This window comes from Spirosoma rhododendri (assembly GCF_012849055.1).
GTDB classification, from domain to species: domain Bacteria; phylum Bacteroidota; class Bacteroidia; order Cytophagales; family Spirosomataceae; genus Spirosoma; species Spirosoma rhododendri.
This window is the reverse complement of sequence record NZ_CP051677.1, coordinates 4,194,470-4,221,214: the sequence shown is the minus strand read 5'-3', so window position 1 is coordinate 4,221,214 and position 26,745 is coordinate 4,194,470. Positions and strand designations below refer to the sequence as shown.

Sequence of the window (26,745 nt, the reverse complement as noted above, 5' to 3'; positions counted from 1 at the left end):
TGATTTTTGCCAACTGTCAGCGAAACTACGACGCTTCGCAGGCTTTCACAACCGCTGTTTTTCGTTTATGCCTAATCCGCTTCCCCCATCAGAACACCCGCAGTCGGTCGGCTTTTCCGCCAGGCGGTTGCTGCTGTCGCTGACGCTGGGGGCTGTTACCCTGGTGCCCGCTACGGCCCAGCGTACGCTCAGTTACGCCGAACCCGACTACCACTACCGCAACGGTCTTGAACTGTTCGAGCGCGCCAACTACGCGGCTTCTCGCTACGAATTCCGGCAGTACCTCGAACCCAGACGCGGCAATGGCACCCAGACGGCCCTCAACACTACCGATCAGAATGCCGTCGAAGCCGAATACTACATCGCCCTGACGAGCCTGTACATTGATGAGCCGGGGGCCGAAGTGCTGGTCGACCGCTTCGTCAAGAACCACAGCGAACACCCCAAAGCCGGGCAGCTTTACGGCGATCTGGGTTCGTATTATTATACGCGGCAGGATTACCCCAAGGCTATCAGCTTTCTGGAGAAGGCCGTTGCGCAGGGCGGTGGTGCCCGGCAACTGGCCTACAGCTATCAATTGGCCGTGGCCTACTACAACACGCAGGATCTGGCCAAAGCCCTGCCCCTCTTCAATCAGGTCAAGACCGATCCCGCTTCGCCCGATGCCGCTTCCGCTTCGTACTATGCCGGGGTAATCAATTTCCGCAACCGCAACTACAGCGAAGCGGTCGCCGACTTCCGGCGCATCGAGTCGAATCCGACGTATCAGAATCAGGTACCGAACTGGATCGCGCAGGCGTACTACCGGCAGCGCAAATTCGACGAACTGCTGGCCTATACCGAACCGCTGCTGCGCCGGAACACTGGCCCGGCCCTGAGCGAAGTGGCTCTGTTTACGGCCGAAGTTTACTATCAGCAGAACCAGTTTGCCAAGGCCATTCCCTACTACAAGCAGTACATCAACGCGGCCGGTGCAAAGGCCCCCGGTGCCGTTCGGTTTCGCTACGGGCAGTCGCTGTTCCGCACCAACGCCTACCCAGACGCCATCACGCAGTTGAAGACGCTGGCGGGCGGGCGCGATACCACCGCGCAGTATGCCGCCTACACACTCGGCATCAGCTATCTGCAAACCCAGAACCCGACCTACGCGCTGAACGCCTTCGATCAGGCCGGGCGGCTGTCGTTCAACCCGTCGATTCAGGAAGAAGCCCGGTTCAACCACGCCAAGCTGCAACTCGACCAAAACAACGGGGCCGATGCGGTGAAGGAACTGACGGGCTTTCTGAAACAATACCCCGATAGTAAGTTTGAAAACGAAGCCAACGAACTGGTCGGGCAGGCGTACTTCGCGTCGAACAACTACCCGGCGGCCATTGCCTACATCGAAGGGCTGAAACGCCGGACACCGAAGATCAACGCGACGTATCAGCAACTGACCTACAACCAGGCCGTCAGCGACTTCAACGCCGAACGTTACCCAACGGCCATCGCTAATTTCGACAAATCACTGCGTTACCCGGTCGACTCGAAACTGCAACAGGGCGCGCAATTCTGGAAAGCGGAGTCGTATTCGGCGCAGAAGCAGTACGATCAGGCTATTCCGCTCTACACCAGCATCGGCAAGGGCGACGACGAGCTGGCAACCCGCAGCCTCTACGCGCTGGGCTACGCTTATTACAACCAGAAGAACTACAGCCGGGCTATCCCCTACTTCCGCGATTTCGTAAGCCGGGGTGGTGAAGCCGCGCCCGTTGCCGACGCGACGATCCGCCTGGCCGATGCCTACTTCGCCACCAAACAGTACGACGCGGCCCTACGGTCCTACGATCAGGCGATTGCCAAAAACGCGCCCGACAAAGACTATGCGTCGTACCAGAAGGCCATTATCCTGAGTTACGTCGGGCGCGACGCCGAAGCCAAAGCGCAGTTCGAGCAGGTGCAGCGGCAGTACCCCAACTCCCGCTTCGTCGATGAATCGCTGTTCCAGACGGCCAACGTCGATTTTGAAAAGGGCGCGTATCAGGCGGCTATTCGCGGCTTCACACGGCTGATTCAGGACAAACCCAATAGCACACTGATTCCGGCGGCTCTGCTCAAACGGGCGATTGCCTACGGAAACGTCGAGCAGTACGACCCCGCCATCGCCGACTACCGCCGGATTCTGAGCAATTACGGCAACTCGGAACAGGCACAGAGCGCGCTGTTGGGAATTCAGAACACGTTGAACGACGCGGGTCGGCCCGAAGAGTTTTCGCAGGTGCTGGGTCAGTACAAGAAAAGCAATCCGGGCAGTTCGGACGTCGAGCGCGTTCAGTTCGACAACGCGAAGAACATTTACTTCAGCCAGAAATACCCGCAGGCAATTCAGTCGCTGACGACCTACATTCAGGAATACCCGGCCAGTCCCAACGCCAGCGAAGCGCGCTACTACCTCGGTGAAGCCTACCGGCAGACCAACGACCCGGCGATGGCCCTGAAACTGTACGATCAGGTGCTGACCGACCGGCAGTCGGACTTCTTCGTCCGGGCCGCTACGCGCGTCGCCGATCTGGAATCGAAGCAGAAAAACTACCCCCGCGCCGTTCGGGCCTACCGCCTGATCATGACGCAGGCCAACAGCCGCCCCGATCAGGTGACGGCGCAACTGGGCCTGATGGATACGTATTTCGCGGGTGGCAAAGCTGACTCAGCCGCCGTGATGGCCCGCGAGCTGGTAAGCGCAGGCAACGTGGTGCCGGGCGCGCAAAACCGGGCACAGCTCATGCTGGGCAAGGTCGCGTTCGCCAAAAACGACTACGCCACCGCCAAAACCGAGTTCGACAAAACGATTACACTCGGCACCGACATCAACGGGGCCGAAGCGCAGTATTATCTGGGCGACATTCTGTATCGGCAGAAGAAGTACAAAGAGTCGGTGGCTACGCTGCTGAAGTTCAACGAACAGTTTGCCGAATTCGACTACTGGAAAGGCAAGGCGTTTATCCTCGTCGCCGACAACAACATCGCGCAGGACGAACTCGCCCAGGCCAAAGCCGTCCTCAACTCCATCATCGAAAACTCCACCGATCAGGCCATCGTCGCCGAAGCGAAACAGAAACTGGCCGGATTGGATAAGTAATGGTTCAACGTTCAACGGTTAAGGTGTAAGGTGTCTCACTCTGGCAGCGGAGGTTCCGATGTTCTCCGCCCCCAACCTTAACCGTTGAACAAAAAACATTAAACGTGCAGATGCGTACCACCCCTATACTCCTCCTTTCCACGTGCCTGACGTTGCCGGTGCTGGCCCAGCAGCGGCAACCGGCGAAGGAAGGCGAGGTCGACAATCAGGAAATCACCGTCGAGAAAAGTCGAAAAATCGACCTGCCACCGGCCACCCGGCTATTCGACAAGATTCAGTCGATTCGCCCGACCCCGGAGCAGCGGAAAATGACCTTCGAGTTCGACGATCGTAAACTCACCGTCGGCGACCCAAAGATCACGACGAATGTACTAGCCCCCACAACGGGGCAGGCCGACAACACACCGGCGTTCGGCAACTACGTCCGGCTGGGTGCGGGTAACTATAATTCCTTTCTGGGCGAAGGCTATTTCGGGCTGAACACGCTGCAAAACCTTGCCCTCGAAGGATCGGTGCGGCATCTGTCGTCGGGTACCGGCCCAGTGGACGGTAAAAACTCCGCCCAGGCCGACACGCGGGTGAAGGTGACGGGAAAGTACCTGACCGACGCGTTTAAACTTCAGGCCGACCTTGGCTACGACCGCAATGCCTACAACTTCTACGGATACAGCCGTGAGTACGCGGCACAGTCGACGTTCAACCCCGACTTGATCAAGCAGCAGCTTAACACGGTCAGTCTGCGGCTGGGTATCGAAAACGCGAAGTCGGAAAGCAACATCGACTATTCGCTGCGGTCGGGTATCACCAACCTCCGCGACCGGTTCAACGCATCTGAATTCGACTGGGGAACCAACTTCAACAGCTCGCTCGGCATCACCGACAACGTGGTGGCTCTGCTGTCGGCCGATGCTTACGTGACACAGCGCAGCGACGGGTCCATTGTCGACAACCGCAATCTGTTTCGTATCAAGCCGACGTTCAAATACACCTCGCCTTTGCTGACCGTGACGGCGGGTATCAACGTGGCCAACCAGACCGATCAGCGGCAGAACATCAACGACACCCGCGCTTTCCCGGTCGTCAACATCGACTTTGTTCCGGTCAGCACGGTTCACTTCTTCGCAGGCGTCGACGGCGACATCAATCGGAATACACTGCGTACCCTGCTGACGGAAAACAAGTGGCTGGCTCCGCAGGTATTGCTGGTTAACACCGTTAAGTCGCTGGATATCTATGGTGGTTCCAAGGGTGATCTCGGCGGTGGCTTCGGTTACGAGGGTAAAGTGTCGTACGCGAAATACCGCAACTTCGCCACCTTCAACAACAGCCTGCCCGACACGTCGAAGTTCTTCGTGCTTTACGACGGGGGTGTCTCGCGCGTCCTGACCATCTCGGCGCAACTGGGCTATACCCTGAAAGAACGCTTTCGCTCGTCGCTGAAGGGCGAGTTTTTCAGCTACGGTCTCGACCGGCTTGAAGCCGCCTGGGGGCGCCCGCGCATAGCCGCTACTTGGAGCAACTCGTATACGTTAAATAAAAAGCTGTTCGTCACCGCCGATTTGTACTATTACGAGGGCATTCAAAACAAAAATTTCGCATCAGGACTGACTTACACGCTAAAACCGATCTACGACGCGAACCTAAAAATTGACTATTTCCTGGGTAAGCAGATTTCGGCCTTCGTTTCGATCAATAACATCATCGGGCAGAACTACGAGCGTTATTTGTATTATCAGTCGCAGGGGCTTAACTTTCTCGCTGGAATCAGTTATTCGTTTTAATCGCTTCGCTTTACCCTTATATGGCAACCGTTACCGACTATCTGAAGAAACTGCTGTATCAATATGACTGCGTAGTTGTACCCGAACTGGGCGCGTTTCTGACGCACTACCAGTCCGCGTCCTTTTCAGAGTCGACCGGTTTGTTCCTGCCGCCCCGCAAGCGGGTGGCGTTCAACGAAGCCCTGCGACTTGACGACGGGATTCTGGCCAACTACATCATGCTGCACGAACCCGTCAGTCGGGAGGGTGCCCAGCGGATGATCGCGCAGTTTGTACAGTCACTTCACCAGACCCTCGACAGCAGCGACCGCTTCGACCTCGACGGCATTGGCAGCTTTACCCGCAACGAAGAAGGTAAGCTTCAGTTTGAACCGGGGCTGCGTCATAATTTCTTTGGCGAAGCTTTTGGCATGAGTGATCTGCCCGCACAGCTCGTCAATCGCAAGCCTGTTCAGGAGCCGGTGTTCGAAGCCGTGCTCATGCCAGCTACGGCGCTCGGCCCGGTACGTACACTGCCCGAGTCGGATGCTGTATTGACGCCCCTCCGCCGATCGACACCGTATTGGCGCATTGCGGCTTCGCTGCTACTGATCGGCTCACTCGGCGCGGTCAGTTACTTTACCGTAATCGAGCCGGGCGCGCCCTTGCGTAGTGGTCTTGACCCCGCCAGCCTGTTTCGCTTCTCCCCGACTCAACCAGAGGTAGCTAATCAGCAGCAGGTCAAATCGGAGGAGCCCGTCGTTGCGCAGCCGGTTGTTCCGGTAGCTATTGAGACTCCTGTTCCAGCGGCTACTCCTACTCCTACGCCTGCACCATCGGTCGAGCCAGTTGCAGTCGTCCCGACGTTTCCTACAGCGTCTGTCGAACCAGTCGCGGTTAGCGCGGTGCGGGCGAAAACAATGCCGACTACTCGCGTGAAGGTAGCCCCCAGACGGGCTGTCCGCGCCGTGGGTGATGACCACTTCACGATCATTGCCGGTAGCTTTGCCAGCAAGCGGAATGCGCTACGGCTTCGTCGGCAGCTGCAAAAAGCAGGCTACACTGATGCTTATGTGATTCCGCCCTACACGCGCAAACAACTGTACAAGGTAGCGGCTGCCAGTTTCGAAGAACGCACCGATGCTATCAACAACGTTGATTCTATCGGCCAACTGGCGCACACCAAGCCTTGGATTTTTACGCATTAGTCCGTTCGCCATGAACATTGACCCGACGCCGACTCCACAGTCGGCGTTTTTTTTGCTGTTTACTATGATCAGTATACCGATCCAGACCTTTTTTTAACGATTAATTAATTAAAATCTGGCCATCAAGTGACTTAACGTCCCGTTATTGGGTATGATTTGTTTTTCAACTCGGTTTGATGAACCGCATTCGCTCGACGCTTTATTGGCTACTGTTACCTTGCTTGCTACTACCGTTAAAATCTGTTGAAGCACAGTCGTTGCCCATACCGGTGCCCGAACTCACTGACTCGACAAGATCGGATACCGTAGTAGCCGCCGACATTGTTGACTTCGTTAAAAAAACCTGGCCGCGACTGCCTGTTCATCCTCACGAAGCAAGCAAACTGACATCGGGCGGGCATTTCGTCTGGGTAATTCCGCAGGTTGGTTACTCACTATCGACGGGCCTGCTCGGTCAGGTATTGGGCAACGTGACGTTTCGCCGACCAGGTGCCAACCTATCGGCTATCATCAGTAGCCTCACCTACACCCAGAATCAACAGGCTTTGCTGACGGTGACATCAACCATTTGGACACCCGGTAATCAGTGGGTACTGACCGGCGACTGGCGGCTGATGCACTATCCCCAGGCTACCTACGGGCTTGGGATGTTCACGACAACCGACCGGGTGGTCAGCATGGACTACGCCTATCTGCGCTTTTATCAGGGTGTGCTTCGGCGCGTACGCCCCGCCCTGTACGCCGGACTTAGCTACCAGCTTGACGATCACTGGAACATCCGCAGCTGGGACGACCGGCACGACCGCACGCGCATTTCCGGCTACGAGTACGGTATCGAAGGTCGGTCGGTATCATCGGGAATTGCCATGCAGTTGCTGTACGACAACCGGCCCAACGCCGTCAACCCGTCGGGTGGGCAGATGCTAAACCTGGTCGTTCGCAGCAACAAGCAGGCACTGGGCAGCGACACCGATTATTCGTCAATGCTGATCGATGCCCGGACGTACCTGCATCTACGGCCCGGATCACCGAACATCCTGGCGCTGTGGTCATACAATGCACTGACGCTCAACGGCAATCCACCATTCCTCGACTTGCCCAGTACGGGCTGGGACGCAACCAGCAACCTCGGTCGGGGGTACATTCAGGGCCGGTATCGCGGTAAGAAACTCCTATACGCCGAAGCCGAATACCGTTTTCAGGTCAGCCGGAGCGGCCTGCTGGGCGGGGTTGTTTTTGCTAACGCACAGACGGTTACGCAGCCCCTCAACCAACAGTTCGAACGCATTGCCCCGGCAGGTGGTGTGGGTCTGCGTATCCGCATGAACAAAGTTACCCGTGCCAATCTCTGCATCGACTACGCCGTCGGTACCGATGGCTCAAAGGGTCTTTTCTTCAATCTGGGCGAAGTGTTTTAGTTACTGACAAAAGCAAAACGGCCTCTACAGATGTAGAAGCCGTTTTACCAAAAGCAAACAGGATTGTTTAGCCGAGATACGTCTTCAGCGCCTTCGACCGTGAGGTGTGGCGCAGCCGACGAATGGCTTTTTCCTTAATCTGGCGAACCCGCTCGCGGGTCAGATTGAATTTCTCACCGATTTCTTCCAGCGTCATGGCATGTTCGCCGTTCAGACCAAAGTAAAGCGTAATCACGTCGGCTTCGCGCTGCGTCAGCGTCGACAGGGCGCGCTGTACCTCTTTACGGAGCGAATCGTTGATCAGGCCCGAATCCGGCTTGTCTTCACCATCGTTCTCTAGCACGTCGAGCAGGCTGTTCTCTTCACCCTGCACAAACGGCGCATCCATCGATACGTGACGGCCCGAAATCTTCAGTGTATCGACAACTTCAGCGGCCGAAATTTCCAGTACGGCGGCAAGCTCTTCCGGCGACGGTTCCCGCTCGAACTTTTGCTCGAGGTCCGAGAATGTCTTGGAGATTTTGTTCAGCGAACCAACCCGGTTGAGCGGCAGCCGCACAATCCGTGACTGTTCGGCCAACGCCTGAAGAATCGACTGACGAATCCACCAGACGGCGTATGAAATAAACTTAAACCCACGGGTTTCATCGAACCGTTGCGCGGCTTTGATCAGACCGAGGTTTCCTTCGTTAATAAGATCACCCAGCGACAGACCCTGGTTCTGGTACTGTTTGGCAACCGATACAACGAAGCGTAAGTTGGCTTTCGTCAACCGTTCCAGCGAGAGCTGATCACCTTCCCGAATCTTCTGGGCAAGTGTAACCTCTTCGTCCGGAGTAAGCAGATCTACCTTACCAATTTCCTGGAGATACTTGTCGAGCGACTGGCTCTCCCGGTTGGTAATCTGTTTTGAAATTTTTAGCTGTCTCATTGTTTATTGACCCAGGTGGGGGTAGCTACAAAACGCGTATATAGGACGCGCTGGTACACAAAAAAGTAACACAGCCGATTTAATTTTTGTTCTCCGGCTTGGGAAGCAGCACCTTACGCGACAACCGGTATTTTCCCGTCTTCTTGTCGACATCGATCAGCTTCACCGTCACTTCCTCACCGACCTGCAACACGCCTTCCATGTTTTCCAGTCGCTCCCACTTGATCTCCGAGATGTGCAGCAGCCCATCTTTACCCGGCATAAACTCGACAAACGCGCCGAACGGCTGAATGGTCTTTACTTTACCGACGTAGGTTTCGCCCACTTCCGGTATCGCAACGATGCCTTTCACGCGTGATACAGCCCGATCCATGCTTTGCTGATTGGTCGCGAAGATGCTAACCCAACCGGCATTGTCGTGCTCATCGATGTTGACAACGGCACCCGAATCTTTCTGAATGTCCTGCACCACCTTACCACCGGGTCCGATAACAGCACCGATCTGGTTGGTATCGATCTTGATGACGATAGCACGGGGAGCGTGCGGCTTAAGATCGGCCCGAACAGCGTCGATACCTTTCTTCATCTCACCCAGGATATGCAGCCGGCCCCGACGGGCCTGCTCCAGTGCCTGTGCCAGCACTTCATACGACAAACCGTCTACTTTCAGGTCCATCTGGCAGGCAACGATACCTTTCTCGGTACCCGTCACTTTGAAGTCCATATCGCCCAGGTGATCTTCGTCACCCAGGATGTCCGACAGAACGGCGTATTTGTCCGAACCGGGCTCGGTGTCCTGAATCAGCCCCATCGCGATACCAGCTACGGGTGCTTTAATTTTGATACCGGCGTCCATCAGCGCCATCGTACCGGCACAAACCGTCGCCATCGACGACGAACCGTTCGACTCCAGAATGTCCGATACGATCCGGATCGTGTACGGGTTTTCGTCGCCCGTAGGCAGTACTTTCTTTAGCGAACGGTGGGCCAGGTTACCGTGACCAATCTCGCGCCGACCGGCACCCCGGTTTGGCTTCACCTCACCCGTCGAGAAGCCGGGGAAGTTGTAATGCAGCAAAAACTTGCTGTAGCCCTGGTACATCGTCTGATCGATGATCTGCTCGTCCAGCTTGGTACCGAGCGTACAGGTCGTCAGCGACTGGGTTTCGCCCCGCGTAAACAAAGCCGAACCGTGGGGGCCGGGCAGGTAGCCAGCTTCCGCCGAAATTGGCCGGATCTGATCGAGCTGACGACCGTCGAGCCGGGTACGCTGATCGAGCACCAGCCGCCGGGCTGCTTCCCACTCAAGATCGTGGAAGTACGTTTTCACCAGCCCTACATTCACGTCCGATCCTTCGGGGAACGACGCGATGTACTCATCCCGCACGGCGCGGAAGCTCTGCGAGCGCCCCTTTTTGTTTGGGTTCTGCTGCGCAGCAACAGCGTAGATTTTATCGTAACAGGCAGCACGCACGGCAGCACGCAGCTCTTCGTCGTGCGTTTCGTGGTTGTACTCGCGCTTCTCCGTCTTACCGACTTTCGCTTCGAGTTCTTTCTGCGCCTGACACTGTACTTTGATGGCTTCGTGAGCGGCTTTGATAGCCTCTACAACTTCGGCTTCCGAGCATTCGCTCATCTCGCCTTCCACCATGCAGATATCTTTTTCGGTAGCCGCCACAATCAGGTCGATGGTAGCGCGCTCAATGTCGGTCGTCTTGGGGTTGATCCGGTACTCGCCATCGATTTTCGCGACGCGCACTTCCGAGATCGGTCCGTTGAACGGAATATCCGATACCGCCAGCGCCGACGATGCAGCCAGCGCAGCCAGGGCGTCGGGTTGTACTTCAGGGTCCGACGAGATCAGCGTGATCATCACCTGCGTATCGGCGTGATAGTTATCCGGGAAGATCGGACGAAGAGCCCGGTCGACCAGACGGCTAATCAGGATTTCGTGGTCGCCCAGACGACCTTCCCGGCGCTGAAAGCTACCCGGAATCCGACCGGCTGACGCGAATTTTTCCTGATAATCAACGGAGAGCGGCAGAAAGTCGACGCCTTCTTTAGCTTCTTTGCTGGACACTACGGTCGCCAGCAACATACAGTCGCCCAGGCGAACGACTACCGCACCATCGGCCTGACGAGCCAGTTTGCCGGTTTCAATGGTGATCTCCCGCCCGTCGGGCAGCGCAACGGATTGCGTGTTTATTTCGAACATACAGTTAGTTATTTCTCCCTCTTACAGCTTTTCGACCGCGCCAGCTCCGTTCGAACGACACCGGGCGGTCATACCTCTTTACTTCTCGCCATCATAAACCATAAAAGGAGGGAATCTACTGATGGCCGCAGATTCCCTCCCTTTCCTGTACGGATACTTATTTCCGCAGACCCAGCGCAGCCAGGATAGCCCGGTAGCGTGCGATGTCTTTTTTCACCAGGTAGTTCAGCAGACGCCGACGCTTACCAACCAGTTGCAACAGACCCAGTTGTGTGCCGTAATCGTGCTTGTGAACTTTCAGGTGGGCAGTCAAGTGACTGATCCGGTAAGTAAACAGCGCGATCTGGGATTCGGCCGACCCGGTGTCAGTTGCATTTTTTGCAAACCCCGAGGTGGAGAAAATCTCCTGCTTTTTTTCGGTCGTTAGATACATCTTCAGACAGCTAATTAATTAATGAAAAATGTGTTTTCGGCCGCAAAGGTACGACTTTTATTGACAGGATTACAGGATGAACGGGATTTTAACAACGGCACGCGAACGACGCAGACAGGGCTGATTTTCACAGATTGGTAAACAAAACATCCGTCGCATACGGCTAAATCCTGTCAATCCGAACGTCGGCCCGGCTGTAATCCTGTCTAAACCACTGTTTTTGCGGGAAACCAGCGGTTGCGAAAGCGGGTCCAGGCAATTATGTAAACGTCTTTGTCGAACAGCCGCGAATCATGGCGGGCGCGCTGCATCAGAAACAAACCGATCGGGAACAGAACTAGATTCGCCATCCAGGCTCCGGCCGGTACCCAGATCAGCCCATCCTTCGCGTACTTATCGCCGACGATGGTCAGCACGTACAGAAAAATAAAGAAGATAATCGCGATCAGGACCGGCACGCCAAAACCGCCTTTTTTAATAATCGCCCCCATCGATGCCCCAATCAGGAACATGACAAAGACCGATACCGACTGCGTGAACTTATGCTGACTCTCCAGCTGATAGCGCCAGATATTTTTTTCCTTTTCGGTCAGATACGTCACATTCGAATTCGCATACGACAGCATGTGCTGCGCCTGACTCAGGGCCAGCTGCGCCATATCGGGCCGGGGCGGTCCCGCTTTTTTCAACAGCTTATCGACCCAGGGGCCGTCTTTAACCACAAAGGGCTTCGGCCCCACTGCCATGTTCACCGACGGCGTCGGTGCGGGCTTGAACTGGTAGTTGTAGTACTGCCGCGACTGACTGGCAACACCCAGCCCCGTTGTCCGGAAGTCTTTGCGCAACGAATCAGTCAGGTGGTTGAGCTGCCCCAGGTCTTTCATGAACTCGTGGTACTCGAACTGATTTTCGTTGGTGCGCTTCAGGCCGAACGACTCCAGGCTGATAACGAGCCGGTAATCTCGGAAACTGTTGCGCATGAATTGCCCCCCCTTTTGCCCCGATGGCCCGGTAGTGGCGAAGGACACGGCACTATTGTCGGAATACTCCTGATAATCGTTGCCGTTGAAAAGCTCGAACACCAGGTAGGCCCGGTCGGCACTGGTGTACATCCGCCCGGAATCGGCCAGGATGACTTCGCGATTACCCAGATCGGTACCGTTCGTCGTGTGTTTGTAGATAACGAGCCCTTTTAACAGATCACCGTTTTTGCTCTCTTTTCCGGTTTTTACCTTCTGATCGACTTTGATGCTGTAGCCAGGCAGGTCGTTGTAGAAAATACCTTCCTTCAGATTCAGCGTGGCCTTCGCGGTTTTGATGTCGTAGAGCAGACTGTATCCTTTCAGATTGGCCCAGGGCGACACCTTGTTGTTGAACCAGAACGAAAACGCACTGATGAAAATAGCGACGACCAACAGCGGACGCATAGCCCGCGTCAGCGAGATGCCTGCACTCTTCAGGGCAGTTAGTTCAAAGAATTCACCCAGGTTACCGAACGTCATCAGCGATGATAACAGTACGGCCAGCGGCAACGCGGTCGGGATGGTCAGTAATGAGAAGAAAAACAGTAGTCGGCCGAAGGTAGCCAGATCGAGATCTTTGGAAACGAACTCGTCGATATACGACATCAGTAGCCGCATCAGAAAGATGAAGATGACGACGCCAAGGGTCAAAAAAAACGGCCCCCAAAACGAGCCGAGTACTAGTTTGTCAATCTTTTTCATGAACAGACAGCAGCGTTCAGTGTATCGCTTGCGAGTGGTGAAGCGATGCTAGTTTATGAACGCATCGAGCGGGGGTTTAGGTCCGTTCTTCACATTTTTTAACTACCGACGATCTCTTTGAGCTTGTCGATCAGCCCATCCCACAGGTCGACAAGCTCGTCGTCGTCGGTGGTGCCGGAGTAATCGGTGATCCGAAGGTAGGTCGACTGCGTCAGTTCGGATTGATCGACGCGGAAGTCGACGTAATTGTTGTCGTCGCCTTCGTCGGCGGCTGTATCGAGAAATTCAAAGCGGACGCCTTTGTTCTGCCGCATCGACACCTGCCGGGCAATATGGCTTTCGTTGTCCCACTGAAAGTCGAACCGCTGTTCGGGCATGGTGTTGACCTTACTGGCAAACCACTGCGACAGACCGGAGGCCGTACTGATGTACGGAAATAGCATTTTGGGCGAGGCCCGGAGTTCATACTCGGTAACGAACTTGTGTTTTTCCATGCCGCTGACCGTTAAGGGTGAAGGAGGGGTACTGAGCAAAGGTAAACGATTTTTTTTGCGAAAGTCAACGCAGCTATTTGCATCCGGCCAGATTTTGCCTACTTTTGTGAACTCAAACGGCGGGGTAGCTCAGACGGTTAGAGCGTAGGATTCATAACCCTAAGGTCGGCAGTTCGATCCTGCTCCCCGCTACTAGGGCCAAAGCTCAAACGACTTCGTTTGAGCTTTTTTTATGCCCCAGCCCGTACCCATTGCGGACGCGTTTGCCTTTCGAATACCCGGAATCTGCCGCGCACGGCCAACATTTTAAGGTTTATTCGCTTTAGATAGCATGGCGAATACCCCTACCAAGAATATGGCCCTGTCGCTGACTGATTCGCCCGGTCGTCAGTTGCTGGAATCCCAACTCAATGATTATATCGCGTTTCTGCGCCGACAGCCCGCGTTCTGTGGGACGCCCGAACAGCACGAGACGCTCGTGAAGCACGTGGCGCAGGGCAACGAGCTAATCAAACTGGTCACGGCGGAACGGTTGAAAATCACGCGGCAACTCGATCAGCAGAAGCACGACTGGATGACCATCGAGAAGGAACTGACCGACCCGATCGTGCAGGCAATGGAACCCCTCAAAAATGCGGTAGATCACTACAACCGGGAATTGTTGCGAATACAGGAACACCAACAGGCTGAACCCGCCCTGGCTGAACCCGCCGATGGAACCGAACCGGCCACAACCTGGCTGAACCCGCAAATCGAAGCTGTACGTTTGCCCAAGAACGTCAGACTGGACTGGCGGTTCGACGTTATCGACCCCAACCAATTGCCGAACGGGTACTGGAAAATTGACGAAGCAGCCATCAGGGCGGCTATCGCCGATGGTGTGCGGGAGATTCCCGGTCTGCGAATCTACGCCGAGCCCGTGACCACCTTCCGCAAATAATGTACTCAGCCAACTAATCCATATTCACCACCATAGTCAATCTACATCATAGCGAAAGCAAACAATGAGCCTACGTGCCCGTTCACTCAACCCTAGTTTTTATCGCTCAACGGCGTCCGTCGTTACCATGCTGATCGGTTTCTGGCTGCTGGGCGGGTCCACTGGTCTGGCGCAGGTAGCTAAGGCTCAGCCGGTACCCGACGGGGCCACCCGCATCGATATCAAAACCAGTTTGTCGGATTCGCTCCTCTTCGAGCGGGTCGTGACGCTGTTGCAGGCCGACGGCTACTCAGGAAACTTCCGTACGGAGAAAGCAAAGATCGTTACCGACAGCCGGGGCATCGACTCGGGCGACTGGACCGCCCGGATTGTAGCTGTGCTGGAAAAAGGGACGGTGCAGCTGCTCACGGAAGGCAACGACAAGACGGCGAATCCGCCGGTGGTGAACGAACGGCTAACATACAAAGGGAAGCCGGATGGTCCGAACAGAGCCGGATTTGCCCGACTTGATGCCTTTGCCCACCACCTGGCCAAGTCTATCGTGGGTGCAACGCTGACCTATCAGGTAATGCCCTGACACCGGGCTGCTACTTAAGGTAACGGGCGTTTGGAGACGTAAACGACACCCCGCCCCTGCTTACTGTTGCAGAATCGGAACGGTTCGTTGGTTCCGGCCCGACTGCAAACGGCATCGGTACCGGCAATGTATAAACGTTGCTGCTTGTCGAGATACAAGCTGTTCAGTTGATGCAGGTTCGGTAGGTCAATGCGCTGAGCCGTATTGGTAGTAACGCCCGGCGTTTCAAACGTACCGGTTGTCGCCGTTGGACCACCCAGAAACACCTGATTGATTTTGTAGGCCGTACCGGTCGATGCGACGACCGGGTTTATCTCCAGGTAACGATTGATAACGCCCGGTTTGGGGTCGTATTCAAGGCCGGGATTGTAGCGCTGATACGGCTGCCATGTCTTCCCATCATCGACACTGTAGTTGTCTGGATTGTTCAAGGCCTTGCCGTTGCGAAGACCACTCATCGTGTACAGTGTATCGTTGTACTGTACGACGCTGAACATACCGGTTGACTGCTGCTTCACTGATTCCCAGTGTTTGCCCCGATCCGTTGAGCGGTAGATGGTGGACATAGTGGAGATAAGCAGCGTCCTGTCGATGTCGCCCCAGACACCTTCTATGTCGCGGTCGACAGGCGCCTTTAGTACGTACCAGTTCGGGTACTCGTCCGCGACAGTATCATTCGCAGGCGACACCACGGACGAGTCGGAGCGGCCACAGGAAAGCGCAGCCAGTACCAGCAGGCAGTAAGTAAGTGTTTTCATTTGTGTTGAGTCTTGTATCGGGCTGAAGGAATGCCTTTTACCAAAACTATAGATTAAAAATCAATTAATAACCTGCTATAGCTCTATTTAACATAGAGATAATTTTATGCTATTCTTCCGGGTCCTAATTAACTTTTAATAGCGCGATTCTAAACTCGGCGGCTATATTTGCCGCAGCTTAGTACAAGCCAAACTTTAGGGGTGCCTGCCTTCGGGCGGCTGAGATGATACCCTTTGAACCTGAACAGGGTAATGCCTGCGAAGGGAAAAGTGACCTGTCCGACCGGGACGATGTGTGCTTTTTCAGCACCCGTCTGATCGTACTGCATCCTCCTCTGCTGTTTGGCCCAACCGTATCCGGTAGCCAGACCATGCTCGTCCATCTTAATCGCCAACCCGTCGACTGCCCCACGGCCAGCACCTTGCAGGAGCTGCTCAATTCGCTCGGCCTGTCCGACCGAAAGGGCATTGCCGTCGCCCGCAACGATCTCGTTGTGCCCCGCCCCCGTTGGCCCCAGACCCCACTTCAGGAAAACGATTCAATCACCCTTATTCAAGCCACTCAGGGCGGATAACCATGAGCCAGAGACCCGAAAAACTACCCACGTCGGAAACGATTACCCGTCAGCCGCTGACCGGTTCGCGCAAGATTTACGTACCCGGCCAGCTGCACGACATTCAGGTAGCGATGCGCGAAATCAGCGTGTCAGACACGGTAAGTCACCCCAGCGGCCGACGGACGCCCAACACGCCCGTAACGGTCTACGACACCAGCGGCCCCTACACCGATCCGTCGGCGCAGATCGACCTCAAAAAAGGGTTGCCCCGCCTGCGTGAGTCGTGGATTCGCAATCGGCAGGACGTCGACGATCTACCCGGCTTTTCGTCGATCTACTGCCAGCAGCGCATGGCCGACCAATCGCTCGATGCCCTGCGGTTTGAGCACATCCGTACCCCGATGCGGGCGAAAGTGGGCCAGAACGTGACGCAGCTGCACTACGCCCGGCAGGGTGTCATTACGCCCGAAATGGAGTACATCGCCATCCGGGAAAACCAGCGGATCGATCTGCTGAACAGCGATCCGCTGTCGGTACAGCACGGCGGCAACAGCTTCGGGGCCAACACGCCGAAGGGCTATATCACGCCCGAATTTGTGCGGCAGGAAGTCGCCAGCGGGCGGGCCGTGATTCCGGCCAACATCAACCACCCGGAAGCCGAGCCGATGATTATCGGGCGCAACTTTCTGGTCAAGATTAACACCAACATCGGTAACTCGGTCGTCACGTCGAGCATCGAGGAAGAGGTTGAGAAAGCGGTGTGGAGCTGCCGGTGGGGTGGCGATACGCTGATGGATCTGTCGACGGGGAAGAACATTCACGAAACCCGCGAATGGATCATCCGCAACTGCCCCGTGCCGGTCGGGACGGTACCGATTTATCAGGCACTGGAGAAAGTGAATGGCAAGGCTGAGAATCTGACATGGGAGATTTTCCGCGACACGCTCATCGAGCAGGCCGAGCAGGGCGTCGATTACTTCACGATCCATGCCGGGGTGCTGCTGCGCTACATTCCGCTGACGGCCAAACGCGTTACGGGCATCGTCTCGCGGGGCGGCAGTATTCTGGCGAAATGGTGTCTGGCGCACCATCAGGAGAACTTCCTGTACACGCATTTTGAGGAAATCTGCGAAATCATGAAAGCCTACGACGTGGCCTTTTCGCTGGGCGACGGACTGCGGCCGGGGTCTATCGCCGACGCCAACGACGCGGCCCAGTTTGCCGAACTCGAAACACTGGGCGAGCTGACTAAGATTGCCTGGAAGCACGACGTGCAGGTGATGATCGAGGGGCCGGGCCACGTGCCGATGCACCTCATCAAAGAAAACATGGAGAAGCAGTTGCAACACTGCGACGAAGCGCCGTTCTACACGCTCGGCCCCCTGACGACCGATATCGCGCCCGGCTACGACCACATCACCTCGGCCATCGGCGCAGCCATGATCGGCTGGTACGGTACGGCCATGCTCTGCTACGTGACGCCCAAAGAACACCTCGGCCTGCCCAACAAGCAGGACGTGAAAGACGGGGTAATTACGTACAAGATTGCCGCCCACGCGGCCGATCTGGCCAAAGGGCATCCGGGCGCGCAGTACCGCGACAATGCGCTGAGCAAAGCCCGCTTCGAGTTTCGCTGGGAAGACCAGTTCAACCTCTCCCTCGATCCCGATACGGCCCGGAAGTTTCACGACGAAACACTGCCCGCCGAAGGGGCCAAGATTGCCCACTTCTGCTCGATGTGCGGTCCGAATTTCTGCTCGATGAAAATCACGCAGGATGTGCGCGATTATGCGGAACAGCAGGGCCTGACCGACGCCGACGTACTGGAAAAAGCCATGGCCGACAAAGCGAAGGAGTTTGTCGAGCAGGGCAGCGAAATCTACCAGTGATGCCCGAAATGCCACCGATTCAAACCGAGCGGCCCTACGCTCTCTCCATCGCCGGGCTGGACCCCAGCGCGGGGGCGGGGCTGCTGGCCGACGTTAAAACGCTGGAAGCCTGCGGGGTGTATGGGCTGGGCGTCTGCACGGCCCTGACCATGCAGCACGACAGCGACTTTCGGGCCGTCGACTGGGTACCGCTGGACCGGATTATCGCCCAGTGCGAACCGTTGTTCGAGCGGTACCCAATCGACGTGGTCAAGATCGGGCTGATCGAATCGCTGGACGTACTGGCAAACCTGCTCGACTGGCTGCAAGGCATCGCGCCGGGCGTTTCGATCATCTGGGACCCGATTCTAAAGGCGTCCGCCGGGTTTAGCTTTCACCAGATCGACGGTCGAAGTCCGGTCCTGCCGTTGCTGGCTAGACTATCGCTACTAACGCCCAACGCGCCGGAAGCTGTTCAACTGGCTGGCACCGACCAGCCGTGGGCAGCCGCCGAACAGCTCAGTGCTTACTGCCCGGTTTACCTGAAAGGGGGGCACCTGCCGACGCATGACGGGCAGGTCGCTGATTATCTGCTGGTGGATGGCTACGGAACAACCTCGTTCCCCGCTTTTTTCATTGCCAACGGGGAAAAGCACGGCAGCGGCTGTGTGCTGTCGGCGGCAGTAGCGGCCGGACTAGCCCGGGGGCTGCCGCTGCCGGATGCCTGCCGCACGGCCCGCCGGTACATGAATCAATACCTGGCCAGTTCGCCCACGCGGCTTGGCTTTCATTCGACAATTGCATGAGTACCAATAAACCGATCAGTACCCTACACTACATCACCGACCGACCCGAACACGCCGAACACGCGTGCCGGGCCGGTATCGATTGGGTACAGTTACGCGTCAAAAACAAGCCCTATACAGAGTGGAAAGCACTGGCGCTCGATACGCTGGCCATCTGCCGGGCGTTTGGTGCGCGGCTGCTCATCAACGACAACGTCGCGCTGGCGGGTGAGGTCGGGGCCGACGGGGTACATGTGGGATTAACCGATATGCCCGTCGCCGACGCCCGGCGACTGCTCGGTCCTGAACTGATTATCGGCGGCACGGCCAACACGCTGGCGGATATTCATACACACCACCTGGCCGGCGCTGACTACGTTGGGCTGGGCCCGTACCGGTTTACGGCGACGAAAGAAAAGCTTAGTCCGATTCTGGGTCTGGCGGGATACGAGACTATCCTGACCACCTGTCAGCAGGAAGGGATTACGTTACCCATCATCGCCATCGGCGGACTTGACGTAGCCGACGTTCCGGCCCTGATACAGACGGGTTTGCATGGCATTGCTGTTTCGTCGGCCATTACCCGCGACCCGGCCACACAGGTACCGGCGTTTCGGCACGCGCTGATCAACAACTAGTTGTCTCAGACAAAACAATGTGCAACCTTAATCCTGACAACCATGACTACAGAACCACTACGCATTGCCGACCGGACGTTTTCGTCGCGGCTGTTTACCGGCACCGGCAAGTTCAGTTCGACCGGACAGATGGAAGCGGCCCTGCTGGCGTCGGGTTCGGAACTGGTGACGGTGGCCCTCAAACGCATCAACGCCAATGACACGGCCGACGATACGCTGCGCCACCTGACTGCCCCGCATATCCATTTGTTGCCCAATACGTCGGGCGTTCGGACGGCGCGCGAAGCGGTGTTTGCCGCCCAACTGGCCCGCGAAGCCCTCAAAACGAACTGGCTCAAGCTGGAAATCCACCCTGATCCGCGCTACCTCCTCCCCGACCCTATCGAAACGCTCAAAGCCGCCGACGAACTGGTCCGGCTGGGCTTCGTGGTGCTGCCCTACATTCACGCTGACCCTGTTCTGTGCAAGCGACTGGAAGAAGTTGGCGTGGCAGCGGTGATGCCGCTGGGGTCGCCCATCGGGTCGAATAAGGGGTTGCGGACGATTGATTTTCTGGAAATTATCATCGGGCAAAGCAAGGTACCGGTCGTTGTCGATGCGGGAATCGGTGCACCGTCCCACGCGGCTGCCGCGCTGGAACTAGGGGCCGATGCCGTGCTGGTTAATACCGCCATTGCGGTCGCCGACAACCCGGTGCAGATGGCAACGGCCTTTAAGCTGGCGGTCGAAGCAGGACGGCTGGCCTACGAAGCTAAGCTGGGCGTTACGGCATCGACCGCCGTTGCCAGCAGCCCCCTCACCGCTTTCCTGGACGATTGATTGGGTGCACGTATTGGACTAATTACCCCACCCAGGTCTGTGTCTTCACAGACTTCGCATCCGGCAGGATTGGCTGACGCGCGTGAGTCTGTGAAGACACAGACCTGGGATCGGATCACTTCCCCTGAATGAGCATCGATATGTTCACCGATTTACTAAATCAATATGATTGGGCCGATGTCAGCCGACTGATCGACACAGCCACGGCAACCGACGTCGAGCGGGCACTGACCCGCCCAACCCGGACGCTGACCGATTTTGCCGCCCTGATTTCGCCGGCCGCCCGGCCGTATCTGGAAGCGATGGCCCGGCAGAGTCAGCAGCTGACGCAGCAGCGGTTTGGCAAGACCATGCAGTTGTACGCGCCACTGTATCTGTCGAACGAGTGCCAGAACATCTGCACCTACTGCGCTTTTAGTCTGGACAACAAAATCCGGCGACGCACGCTGACCGACGCCGAGATCCTTCGCGAAGCCGACGCGCTTAAGGCAATGGGCTACGACCATGTACTGCTCGTTACCGGGGAAGCAAACCAGACCGTGGGAGTACCCTACATCAAAAACGCCATCCGGCTGCTGCGTGACCGCTTTGCCCATATCTCAATGGAAGTACAGCCGCTCGACCAGCCAGCCTACGCCGAACTAATCGCCGAAGGGTTACATACGGTACTGGTCTATCAGGAAACCTACAACCGCGACAGTTACCAGTTGCACCACCCGAAAGGCAAAAAAGCCAGCTATCGCTACCGCATCGAAACGCCCGACCGGCTGGGGCAGGCGGGCATTTACAAGATCGGGTTAGGCGCGTTGCTGGGCTTATCGGACTGGCGGACAGACAGTTTTTTCACCGCCCTGCACCTCGATTACCTCGAACGGACCTACTGGAAAACGCGCTACAGCCTGTCGTTCCCACGACTGCGCCCCATCGATGTGCTGGGTGCGTCGGGGGTGCAGTCGCGCGATTTTGGAGCCTGCATGACCGACCGCGACCTCGTGCAACTGATCTGCGCGTACCGGCTGTTTAAACCCGACGTCGAACTATCGCTATCGACCCGCGAGAGTCCCCGCTTCCGTGATCACGTGATTCAGCTGGGCATTACCAGCCTGAGCGCGGGATCGAAGACCAACCCCGGCGGCTATGTCGTGGAGCCGCAGTCGCTGGAGCAGTTCGAAATTTCGGACGAACGCAGCCCCGCTGAGGTTGCCGACATGATTCGCCGGGCCGGTTACGAGCCGGTCTGGAAAGACTGGGACCCAACGCTGATGACCGTATGCCACTGACAGAAGCTGAACAAAGCCGCTACAGCCGCCACCTGCTGCTGCCCGAGATCGGCACGGCCGGGCAGGAAAAGCTGCGCGACGCCCGCGTACTGGTCGTCGGAGCGGGCGGATTGGGTTGCCCTGCGCTGCAATATCTCGCGGCTGCGGGTGTCGGCACACTGGGCGTAGTCGACGGCGATACGGTCGCTGAGAGCAACCTGCATCGGCAGATTCTGTTTGGCCCCGCCGACGTGGGTCAGTCGAAGGCGATGGTTGCTGCGGCCCGGTTGCAGGCCCAGAACCCGCTGATTGCCGTAAAGCCGCACCTCACGTTTCTGACCCGCGACAACGCACTATCCCTGCTGGCCGACTACGATCTGATCGTCGATGGGTCGGACAATTTCGCGACGCGCTATCTGGTCAACGATGCCTGTGTACTGCTGAACAAGCCACTCGTGTTCGGGTCGATCTATCGTTTCGAGGGGCAGGTGAGCGTGTTCAACGTCGGCGACGGACCGACCTACCGCTGTCTCTACCCCGACCCCAGCGACCTGCCGAGCTGCGCGGAAGCCGGAGTACTGGGCGTGCTGCCGGGCATCGTAGGTTGCCTGATGGCGAACGAAGTCATCAAACTACTGACGGGTGTGGGTAATCCGCTCATCGGTCGACTCTTGCTGTTCGACGCCCTGACGATGCAGTTTCAGACCGTCCGTTTTGCCACCGACCCGGCCAACAAACAGATTACGGATTTGCCGGCTGGTCTAGCCGTCTGCGATCCCGTTCCGGCCATCGCCTACGCCGACTATCTGGACTGGAAAAAACGCGATGACACAGTGTTGCTGATCGACGTACGACAACCAGACGAAGCGGCCCGGCAAACGCTGGGTGGGCAGTTGATACCGCTGGCGGAGTTGCTGGCGCATCCCGAACAAGTTCCGACAGATCGGCCAGTCGTCATCCATTGTCAGTCGGGCGGGCGGAGCAGTCAGGCAGTAGCCTTTCTGCAAGAACGGGGTTATACGCAAGTCTGGAATCTGACCGGCGGCATTAATAGTGTAGACCCTCGTGGTGTCAGGGTCGCGACCTGACACCACGGAGCAACTCCTGCACAACAACGACAGGGTCAGGGCTTTGCCAGAGCGTACCGAGCACGGCGGCTCCGTCGAAACCGGCTTCGTTTACGAGTTGAATCATGTCGATTTGCACACCACCCAAGCCAATCAGGCGGGGCAGGTTTGGGTGGTGTTGCCGCATGATGTCAATTTGCCGGGCAATCTCGTCCAGCGATTGCGCAGGTCCGTAGCCCGGCTTGCTGATGCTGGCGAAAATGGGGCTGTAAAACACCTGCTCGACCCGCCCGGCCAGCGCAGGCCAGTCGCTGAGGGAATGGATGCTGGTCGAGAACGCGCGTTCATCAGGTAAAGCCGACAGCCGAGCAGCTTCTTTCCAGTGTCGGCGAAACGAGCCGCTGGGTATGTCGAACGGCACAAGCAACCGGGACTGATGCGGTTGTAATTCGTTACTGTCCAGTCGTTGTCGCAGGGCGTCGCTGTCCGGTTGGCGAACGTACAGGTACGACAGTCCAGCCGCGAACAGGTCGGGGACGATGGCCCATTGACCATCCGAGAGCGTATCCGGCGTGATGCCGATTAGTTGAAAACTCATGCATCAAAACACGTTATAGCCATTCCCACGCACTTCGGTAGGCGTCGTGCTCCTGCGCGTAAGCCACCAGATCAGCGTAAAAACTGTGAGTCGACAGCGTGGCACTGTCGCCGACCATGACCAGCTTCTTTCGCGCCCGTGTCATCGCCACGTTCATCCGCCGAATGTCGGACAGAAACCCGATTTCGCCCGCTGCGTTGCTGCGCGTCAGGGAAATATAGACGATGTCGCGCTCCTGCCCCTGAAAACTGTCGATGGTATTGACCGAGATACTGCTCAGGTACGGTTGTAATTCCGGCGTAGCCAGCAGGTGCTGATTCAGCTGAGCCAGCTGCTGTTTGTAGGGCGAAATCACCGCAATACTCGGAAAATCGGCAACGGGGTACACGTTACCCAGGTCAGCGACGGTCTGACTGAGGTGGCGAATCAGGAAGGCAGCTTCGTCGGGGTTGGTCGAACTGGTACCCTCCAGTTGATCCTCAAAGCCGCAGCCCGCCGTGTCGATAAATAACATCGGCTCATCGTCGGGGCGCAGCGTATGGCTGGCCACCGACTCGTGCGCCCGTAGCTGCCCCCCGTAAAACACCTGCGACGAATAGCCCATGATGCGTTCGTGCATTCGGTACTGCTCCTCCAGCAGGCTGACGGCTTCGGGGTGGCGACTTACATTCTTTTCCAGCAGCGTTTCGCTCAGTCCCTTCCGGGCGGCTTCGGCCGATTTAATCGTTGGTGGCAGTTGACAGTGGTCGCCCGCCAGCACGACTTTTTCGGCTTTCAGAATTGGAATCCAGCAGGCGGGTTCGAGGGCCTGCCCCGCTTCGTCGATCACGACGGTATGGTAACGCCGGTCGCGAATCAGGTAGTTGTTCGACCCGACGAGCGTGGCCGTGATGACCTGCGCCTGCCCCAGCACTTCGTCGATGATGTACTGCTCCGACTGGGCCACATCTTTCATGATCCGGTGCGCTTCGTCGAACAGGGCTTTGCGCTGCGCCCGCTCCGACGGCCCAAACTGCCGCTTGTATTTGTGGGCCATCGATTTGAACTCGTTGGCCTGCTTGCGGCTCTTTTTGATGTCGCGCATCAGCCGGTGGTCGGCCATTTGCTGATCGAGTGTCAGGGCCGCGAGTCGTTCGGAGACGCGAGCCGGGTTGCCCACCCGCACCACGCGAATACCTTCCGCATGCAGCTTCTCACTCAACAAATCGACGGCCGTATTGCTCGGTGCAACAACCAGCAACTGCCGGTGATCCTGTTGACGTAACGCTTTAACTGCCTGGACAATCGTCGTGGTTTTGCCCGTTCCAGGCGGGCCATGCACAATCACTAACTCGTTCGCAGCCAGCATCGTACCTACCGCCCGCTGCTGACTACTGTTGAGCTTGGGCAGGTGCGGTACGTTGGGTTGCGGGTGAAACATCGGGGCTTTTTCACCAGCGAGAATATCAATAATCCGGCTTTCGTGTTTGTCGGCCAGCAGGTCGGCCTGTTTGAGGGCGCCCTCCATCTGCTCGTAGCTCTGATCGTCGAACAGCAGCTCAACACCCAGCTTGCCGTCCCGCGACCAGTCGGGTAGCTCGTCGGTGAGCAGGGTAATGCGGAGCCGGTTGCCGCCCTGATACGCAATGGTACCCTCCACACGGTCGGTCTGGGGGGCGTGGTTGCTGAACAGAACGGCGGGCATCCCGACCCGAAACTGATGGGCTGTGTCCTGATGCGTCGGCCGCTCGACCTCGACGGTCAGGTAGTCGCCCCGCCCCAGTTCCGAGCCGCGAATAGCGATGGGGTACCAGGTCAGGCCATTGGCCCGCCGTTCGGCAACCGTGGTCGATTCAGTCAGTCGCCGGTACTGCGCCCGGTCTTCGTCGCGCTCGGTGCGGAGAAGCTGGAGCAGGTTTTTAAAGTAATCCATGAAGAAGTAATGTTTCAAACATCGGACCGCCGAAGCGGCATCTTGCTGTTTGCATAAATAGTTAACAAACAGCAAGATGCCGCTTCGGCGGTCCGATGTTTTAGCCAAAAGCACGTGTCAACTACCCAAATCAGCGACCAGTTCGTCGGCGAGACGGTATCCGGCGAGGGCGACCTGCCGCTGGGCAATGGGGCGCACGGTAGCGACGTAATCCGGGGGCAGCAACGAGCCCTCCTGACTGGTACCCGGTTGCAGCGTATTACTGCGGTAGGCGTTGTCCTGTGCCAGTTGGAAACTTTCCTTCGACCAGGCCATAATGCCCGAATTACCCAGTTGCGGCAATTGATTGCGCGCGAATTCGTGTTGTTCCCCCACGGCCATACTGTCGACCGATGCATATGTGTCGGTGTGGAGCAGCATCCCATCCCAGAACGAGTGCAAGTTACTGGTGGGGCTGCTCATCATCACCTTGATGCGAAACAGGTTGCCGCCTTTGTCGCCCTGCGGAAACTGCGGGTCAACGAGGGCCGTCGTGTGCAGGGGCATATGGACGTCGCCCGCGAGGTGAAACAGCCAGCATAGGGACACGGCCTTTGAACTGTCGGGTGACGGACTGGTCAGTAGCTGCCGGTTTTGTTCATAGGCTTGCAAAATCGTTTCCCCCGTCGCCAGTGTGGTATCAGTGCGGGCCACACCCTGTTTGGGGGCGTAAACGTAGTTGATAAAGTGCCAGGTTGGCCGGTCGTGGTAGGGGTCTCGCCCCCGAATGTCGTCGGGCCAGCGAGCGGCCAGCATAAACAGATATTCGTCGCGCTGGGCGGCAGGCAGTTGCAGGCTGTCCATAAGTGGTAGCCATTGCCGCTGGTAGTAGGGGTGCTGTTTCAGCAAACCCGCGACACGCCCGGCGGTCTGGGGCGACGCGGTTTGCAGGTCGTGGTAAGCGATGGCCCCAATGGCCATGTGCGTCGGTTTATTCCAGCCGTAAGCCAGCCGGTTTGTCGCAAACAGGGTCAGCAGGAGAGCCAGGCCCACGAAAAGTTGACGAGAAAACATACGTTGATGAGTGATGCTCATCGGTACGACACACGACGCAGCCTGTGGGTTCCCGCTCGGGTCAATCTACCGCATTACGGGGTGAATCAGCCGACCACTTAACACCGTTAAGTCAATCAATAAAGGCACAGCTTTCGCAAAGAAAAACGGCTTTTCCGTGCTGAAAACGGCTTTTATTTTGTTATTTCTATACAACGGTATTCAACTACAACGAACCATGAACACAACGTCTGTCAGCCCCGAATTTACTACACGAAAAGCAACAAACCGGACCACCCGACGCCGGGCCGACGGACAGGCAACTGCTGCTCTGCTGATTCAGATGGCTACCGAAATCCTGTCGGCCTCGCCCACCCTGCGGCAGAAGGCAGGTATCACGCTCACCGACCTGTCAGCCGCCGATAAGGTGCGTAAGCAACTACTGAAGCACGGCCTTACCACAATTAGCTAGTACCAACATCCATACCTAATGTCCGTCGCAAAAGCGGGCTACGAAACTGATTCGTAGCCCGCTTTTTTATTTTTATTGGCCACTCTGAAACGAAACGTATAGTATTCAGGATCGATCTACAGTTTTGGTTTGGCTGTATAAATTCGATAGCCAGTACTGTGC

Annotated in this window: 23 protein-coding genes, 1 tRNA gene and 1 riboswitch; of the genes, 15 read left to right on the top strand and 9 right to left on the bottom strand. The window is 57.0% G+C overall.

Annotation, left to right across the window (positions count from 1 at the left end):
- Positions 1-67: 67 nt before the first annotated feature.
- The 4 genes from HH216_RS17545 (at position 68) to HH216_RS17530 (ending at position 7,504) form a co-directional block, all read left to right on the top strand.
- Entirely contained in the window at positions 68-3,118 is a 3,051-nt protein-coding gene (locus tag HH216_RS17545; RefSeq protein ID WP_169551974.1) for a tetratricopeptide repeat protein, read from the top strand.
- Positions 3,119-3,228: 110 nt separating this feature from the next.
- Entirely contained in the window at positions 3,229-4,899 is a 1,671-nt protein-coding gene (locus HH216_RS17540; protein ID WP_169551973.1) for a TonB-dependent receptor, read from the top strand.
- A 20-nt stretch (positions 4,900-4,919) separates the two neighbouring features.
- Positions 4,920-6,086 (top strand): HU domain-containing protein, encoded by a 1,167-nt coding sequence (locus tag HH216_RS17535; RefSeq protein ID WP_169551972.1) that lies wholly within the window; start codon positions 4,920-4,922, stop codon positions 6,084-6,086.
- 269 nt (positions 6,087-6,355) lie between these two features.
- Positions 6,356-7,504: a BamA/TamA family outer membrane protein gene (locus HH216_RS17530; RefSeq protein WP_254448493.1), complete on the top strand. Its 1,149-nt coding sequence runs from the start codon at positions 6,356-6,358 to the stop codon at positions 7,502-7,504.
- Positions 7,505-7,571: 67 nt separating this feature from the next.
- Here HH216_RS17530 and HH216_RS17525 read toward each other — a convergent pair whose 3' ends face one another.
- From HH216_RS17525 to HH216_RS17505, 5 genes are all read right to left on the bottom strand, one after another.
- Positions 7,572-8,435, bottom strand: a complete 864-nt coding sequence (locus tag HH216_RS17525) for a sigma-70 family RNA polymerase sigma factor (protein WP_009282104.1) — start codon at positions 8,433-8,435, stop codon at positions 7,572-7,574.
- 79 nt (positions 8,436-8,514) lie between these two features.
- The gene (gene pnp / locus HH216_RS17520) at positions 8,515-10,650 is read right to left on the bottom strand and encodes a polyribonucleotide nucleotidyltransferase (RefSeq protein ID WP_169551970.1); all 2,136 of its coding nucleotides are present in this window, start codon (positions 10,648-10,650) and stop codon (positions 8,515-8,517) included.
- 157 nt (positions 10,651-10,807) lie between these two features.
- Positions 10,808-11,083 carry a 30S ribosomal protein S15 gene (gene rpsO / locus HH216_RS17515; RefSeq protein ID WP_169551969.1) on the bottom strand — a complete coding sequence of 92 codons (276 nt, stop codon included), beginning with the start codon at positions 11,081-11,083 and terminating at the stop codon, positions 10,808-10,810.
- A 206-nt stretch (positions 11,084-11,289) separates the two neighbouring features.
- Positions 11,290-12,807 carry an LptF/LptG family permease gene (locus tag HH216_RS17510; protein WP_169551968.1) on the bottom strand — a complete coding sequence of 506 codons (1,518 nt, stop codon included), beginning with the start codon at positions 12,805-12,807 and terminating at the stop codon, positions 11,290-11,292.
- A 98-nt stretch (positions 12,808-12,905) separates the two neighbouring features.
- Positions 12,906-13,301 (bottom strand): START-like domain-containing protein, encoded by a 396-nt coding sequence (locus HH216_RS17505; protein ID WP_169551967.1) that lies wholly within the window; start codon positions 13,299-13,301, stop codon positions 12,906-12,908.
- A 118-nt stretch (positions 13,302-13,419) separates the two neighbouring features.
- Between HH216_RS17505 and HH216_RS17500 the strand changes: the two genes are divergently transcribed.
- The 3 genes from HH216_RS17500 (at position 13,420) to HH216_RS17490 (ending at position 14,818) form a co-directional block, all read left to right on the top strand.
- Positions 13,420-13,493, top strand: a tRNA-Met gene (locus HH216_RS17500).
- Between the two features lie 139 nt (positions 13,494-13,632).
- Positions 13,633-14,241 carry a hypothetical protein gene (locus tag HH216_RS17495; protein ID WP_169551966.1) on the top strand — a complete coding sequence of 203 codons (609 nt, stop codon included), beginning with the start codon at positions 13,633-13,635 and terminating at the stop codon, positions 14,239-14,241.
- A gap of 64 nt (positions 14,242-14,305) precedes the next feature.
- Positions 14,306-14,818 carry a hypothetical protein gene (locus HH216_RS17490; RefSeq protein ID WP_169551965.1) on the top strand — a complete coding sequence of 171 codons (513 nt, stop codon included), beginning with the start codon at positions 14,306-14,308 and terminating at the stop codon, positions 14,816-14,818.
- A 14-nt stretch (positions 14,819-14,832) separates the two neighbouring features.
- Here HH216_RS17490 and HH216_RS17485 read toward each other — a convergent pair whose 3' ends face one another.
- Positions 14,833-15,576: a beta propeller repeat protein gene (locus HH216_RS17485; protein WP_169551964.1), complete on the bottom strand. Its 744-nt coding sequence runs from the start codon at positions 15,574-15,576 to the stop codon at positions 14,833-14,835.
- Between the two features lie 187 nt (positions 15,577-15,763).
- Positions 15,764-15,860: riboswitch (TPP riboswitch) on the top strand.
- Positions 15,861-15,947: 87 nt separating this feature from the next.
- Between HH216_RS17485 and thiS the strand changes: the two genes are divergently transcribed.
- The 7 genes from thiS (at position 15,948) to moeB (ending at position 22,590) form a co-directional block, all read left to right on the top strand.
- Positions 15,948-16,151: a sulfur carrier protein ThiS gene (gene thiS / locus HH216_RS17480; protein WP_169551963.1), complete on the top strand. Its 204-nt coding sequence runs from the start codon at positions 15,948-15,950 to the stop codon at positions 16,149-16,151.
- 2 nt (positions 16,152-16,153) lie between these two features.
- Positions 16,154-18,022 carry a phosphomethylpyrimidine synthase ThiC gene (gene thiC, locus HH216_RS17475; protein ID WP_169551962.1) on the top strand — a complete coding sequence of 623 codons (1,869 nt, stop codon included), beginning with the start codon at positions 16,154-16,156 and terminating at the stop codon, positions 18,020-18,022.
- Positions 18,022-18,807, top strand: a complete 786-nt coding sequence (locus HH216_RS17470; protein WP_169551961.1) for a hydroxymethylpyrimidine/phosphomethylpyrimidine kinase — start codon at positions 18,022-18,024, stop codon at positions 18,805-18,807. Before thiC ends, HH216_RS17470 begins: the two co-directional genes overlap by 1 nt.
- Entirely contained in the window at positions 18,804-19,424 is a 621-nt protein-coding gene (locus HH216_RS17465; RefSeq protein WP_169551960.1) for a thiamine phosphate synthase, read from the top strand. The genes HH216_RS17470 and HH216_RS17465 overlap by 4 nt, the downstream gene beginning before the upstream one ends.
- 42 nt (positions 19,425-19,466) lie before the next feature.
- Positions 19,467-20,243 carry a thiazole synthase gene (locus HH216_RS17460; RefSeq protein ID WP_169551959.1) on the top strand — a complete coding sequence of 259 codons (777 nt, stop codon included), beginning with the start codon at positions 19,467-19,469 and terminating at the stop codon, positions 20,241-20,243.
- A 128-nt stretch (positions 20,244-20,371) separates the two neighbouring features.
- Positions 20,372-21,523 (top strand): 2-iminoacetate synthase ThiH, encoded by a 1,152-nt coding sequence (gene thiH, locus HH216_RS17455; RefSeq protein ID WP_169551958.1) that lies wholly within the window; start codon positions 20,372-20,374, stop codon positions 21,521-21,523.
- Entirely contained in the window at positions 21,514-22,590 is a 1,077-nt protein-coding gene (moeB, locus tag HH216_RS17450; RefSeq protein WP_169551957.1) for a molybdopterin-synthase adenylyltransferase MoeB, read from the top strand. The genes thiH and moeB overlap by 10 nt, the downstream gene beginning before the upstream one ends.
- Here the strand turns inward: moeB and HH216_RS17445 are convergent.
- From HH216_RS17445 to HH216_RS17435, 3 genes are all read right to left on the bottom strand, one after another.
- A complete protein-coding gene (locus HH216_RS17445) occupies positions 22,574-23,167 on the bottom strand; it encodes a thiamine phosphate synthase (RefSeq protein WP_169551956.1) in 594 nt (197 codons plus the stop codon). The two genes, moeB and HH216_RS17445, sit on opposite strands and share 17 nt — an antisense overlap.
- A 13-nt stretch (positions 23,168-23,180) precedes the next feature.
- A complete protein-coding gene (locus HH216_RS17440; protein ID WP_169551955.1) occupies positions 23,181-25,079 on the bottom strand; it encodes an AAA domain-containing protein in 1,899 nt (632 codons plus the stop codon).
- A gap of 117 nt (positions 25,080-25,196) precedes the next feature.
- A complete protein-coding gene (locus HH216_RS17435; protein WP_254448492.1) occupies positions 25,197-26,132 on the bottom strand; it encodes a S1/P1 nuclease in 936 nt (311 codons plus the stop codon).
- A gap of 217 nt (positions 26,133-26,349) precedes the next feature.
- Between HH216_RS17435 and HH216_RS17430 the strand changes: the two genes are divergently transcribed.
- Entirely contained in the window at positions 26,350-26,583 is a 234-nt protein-coding gene (locus HH216_RS17430) for a hypothetical protein (protein WP_169551953.1), read from the top strand.
- The last annotated feature ends 162 nt before the right edge of the window (positions 26,584-26,745 follow it).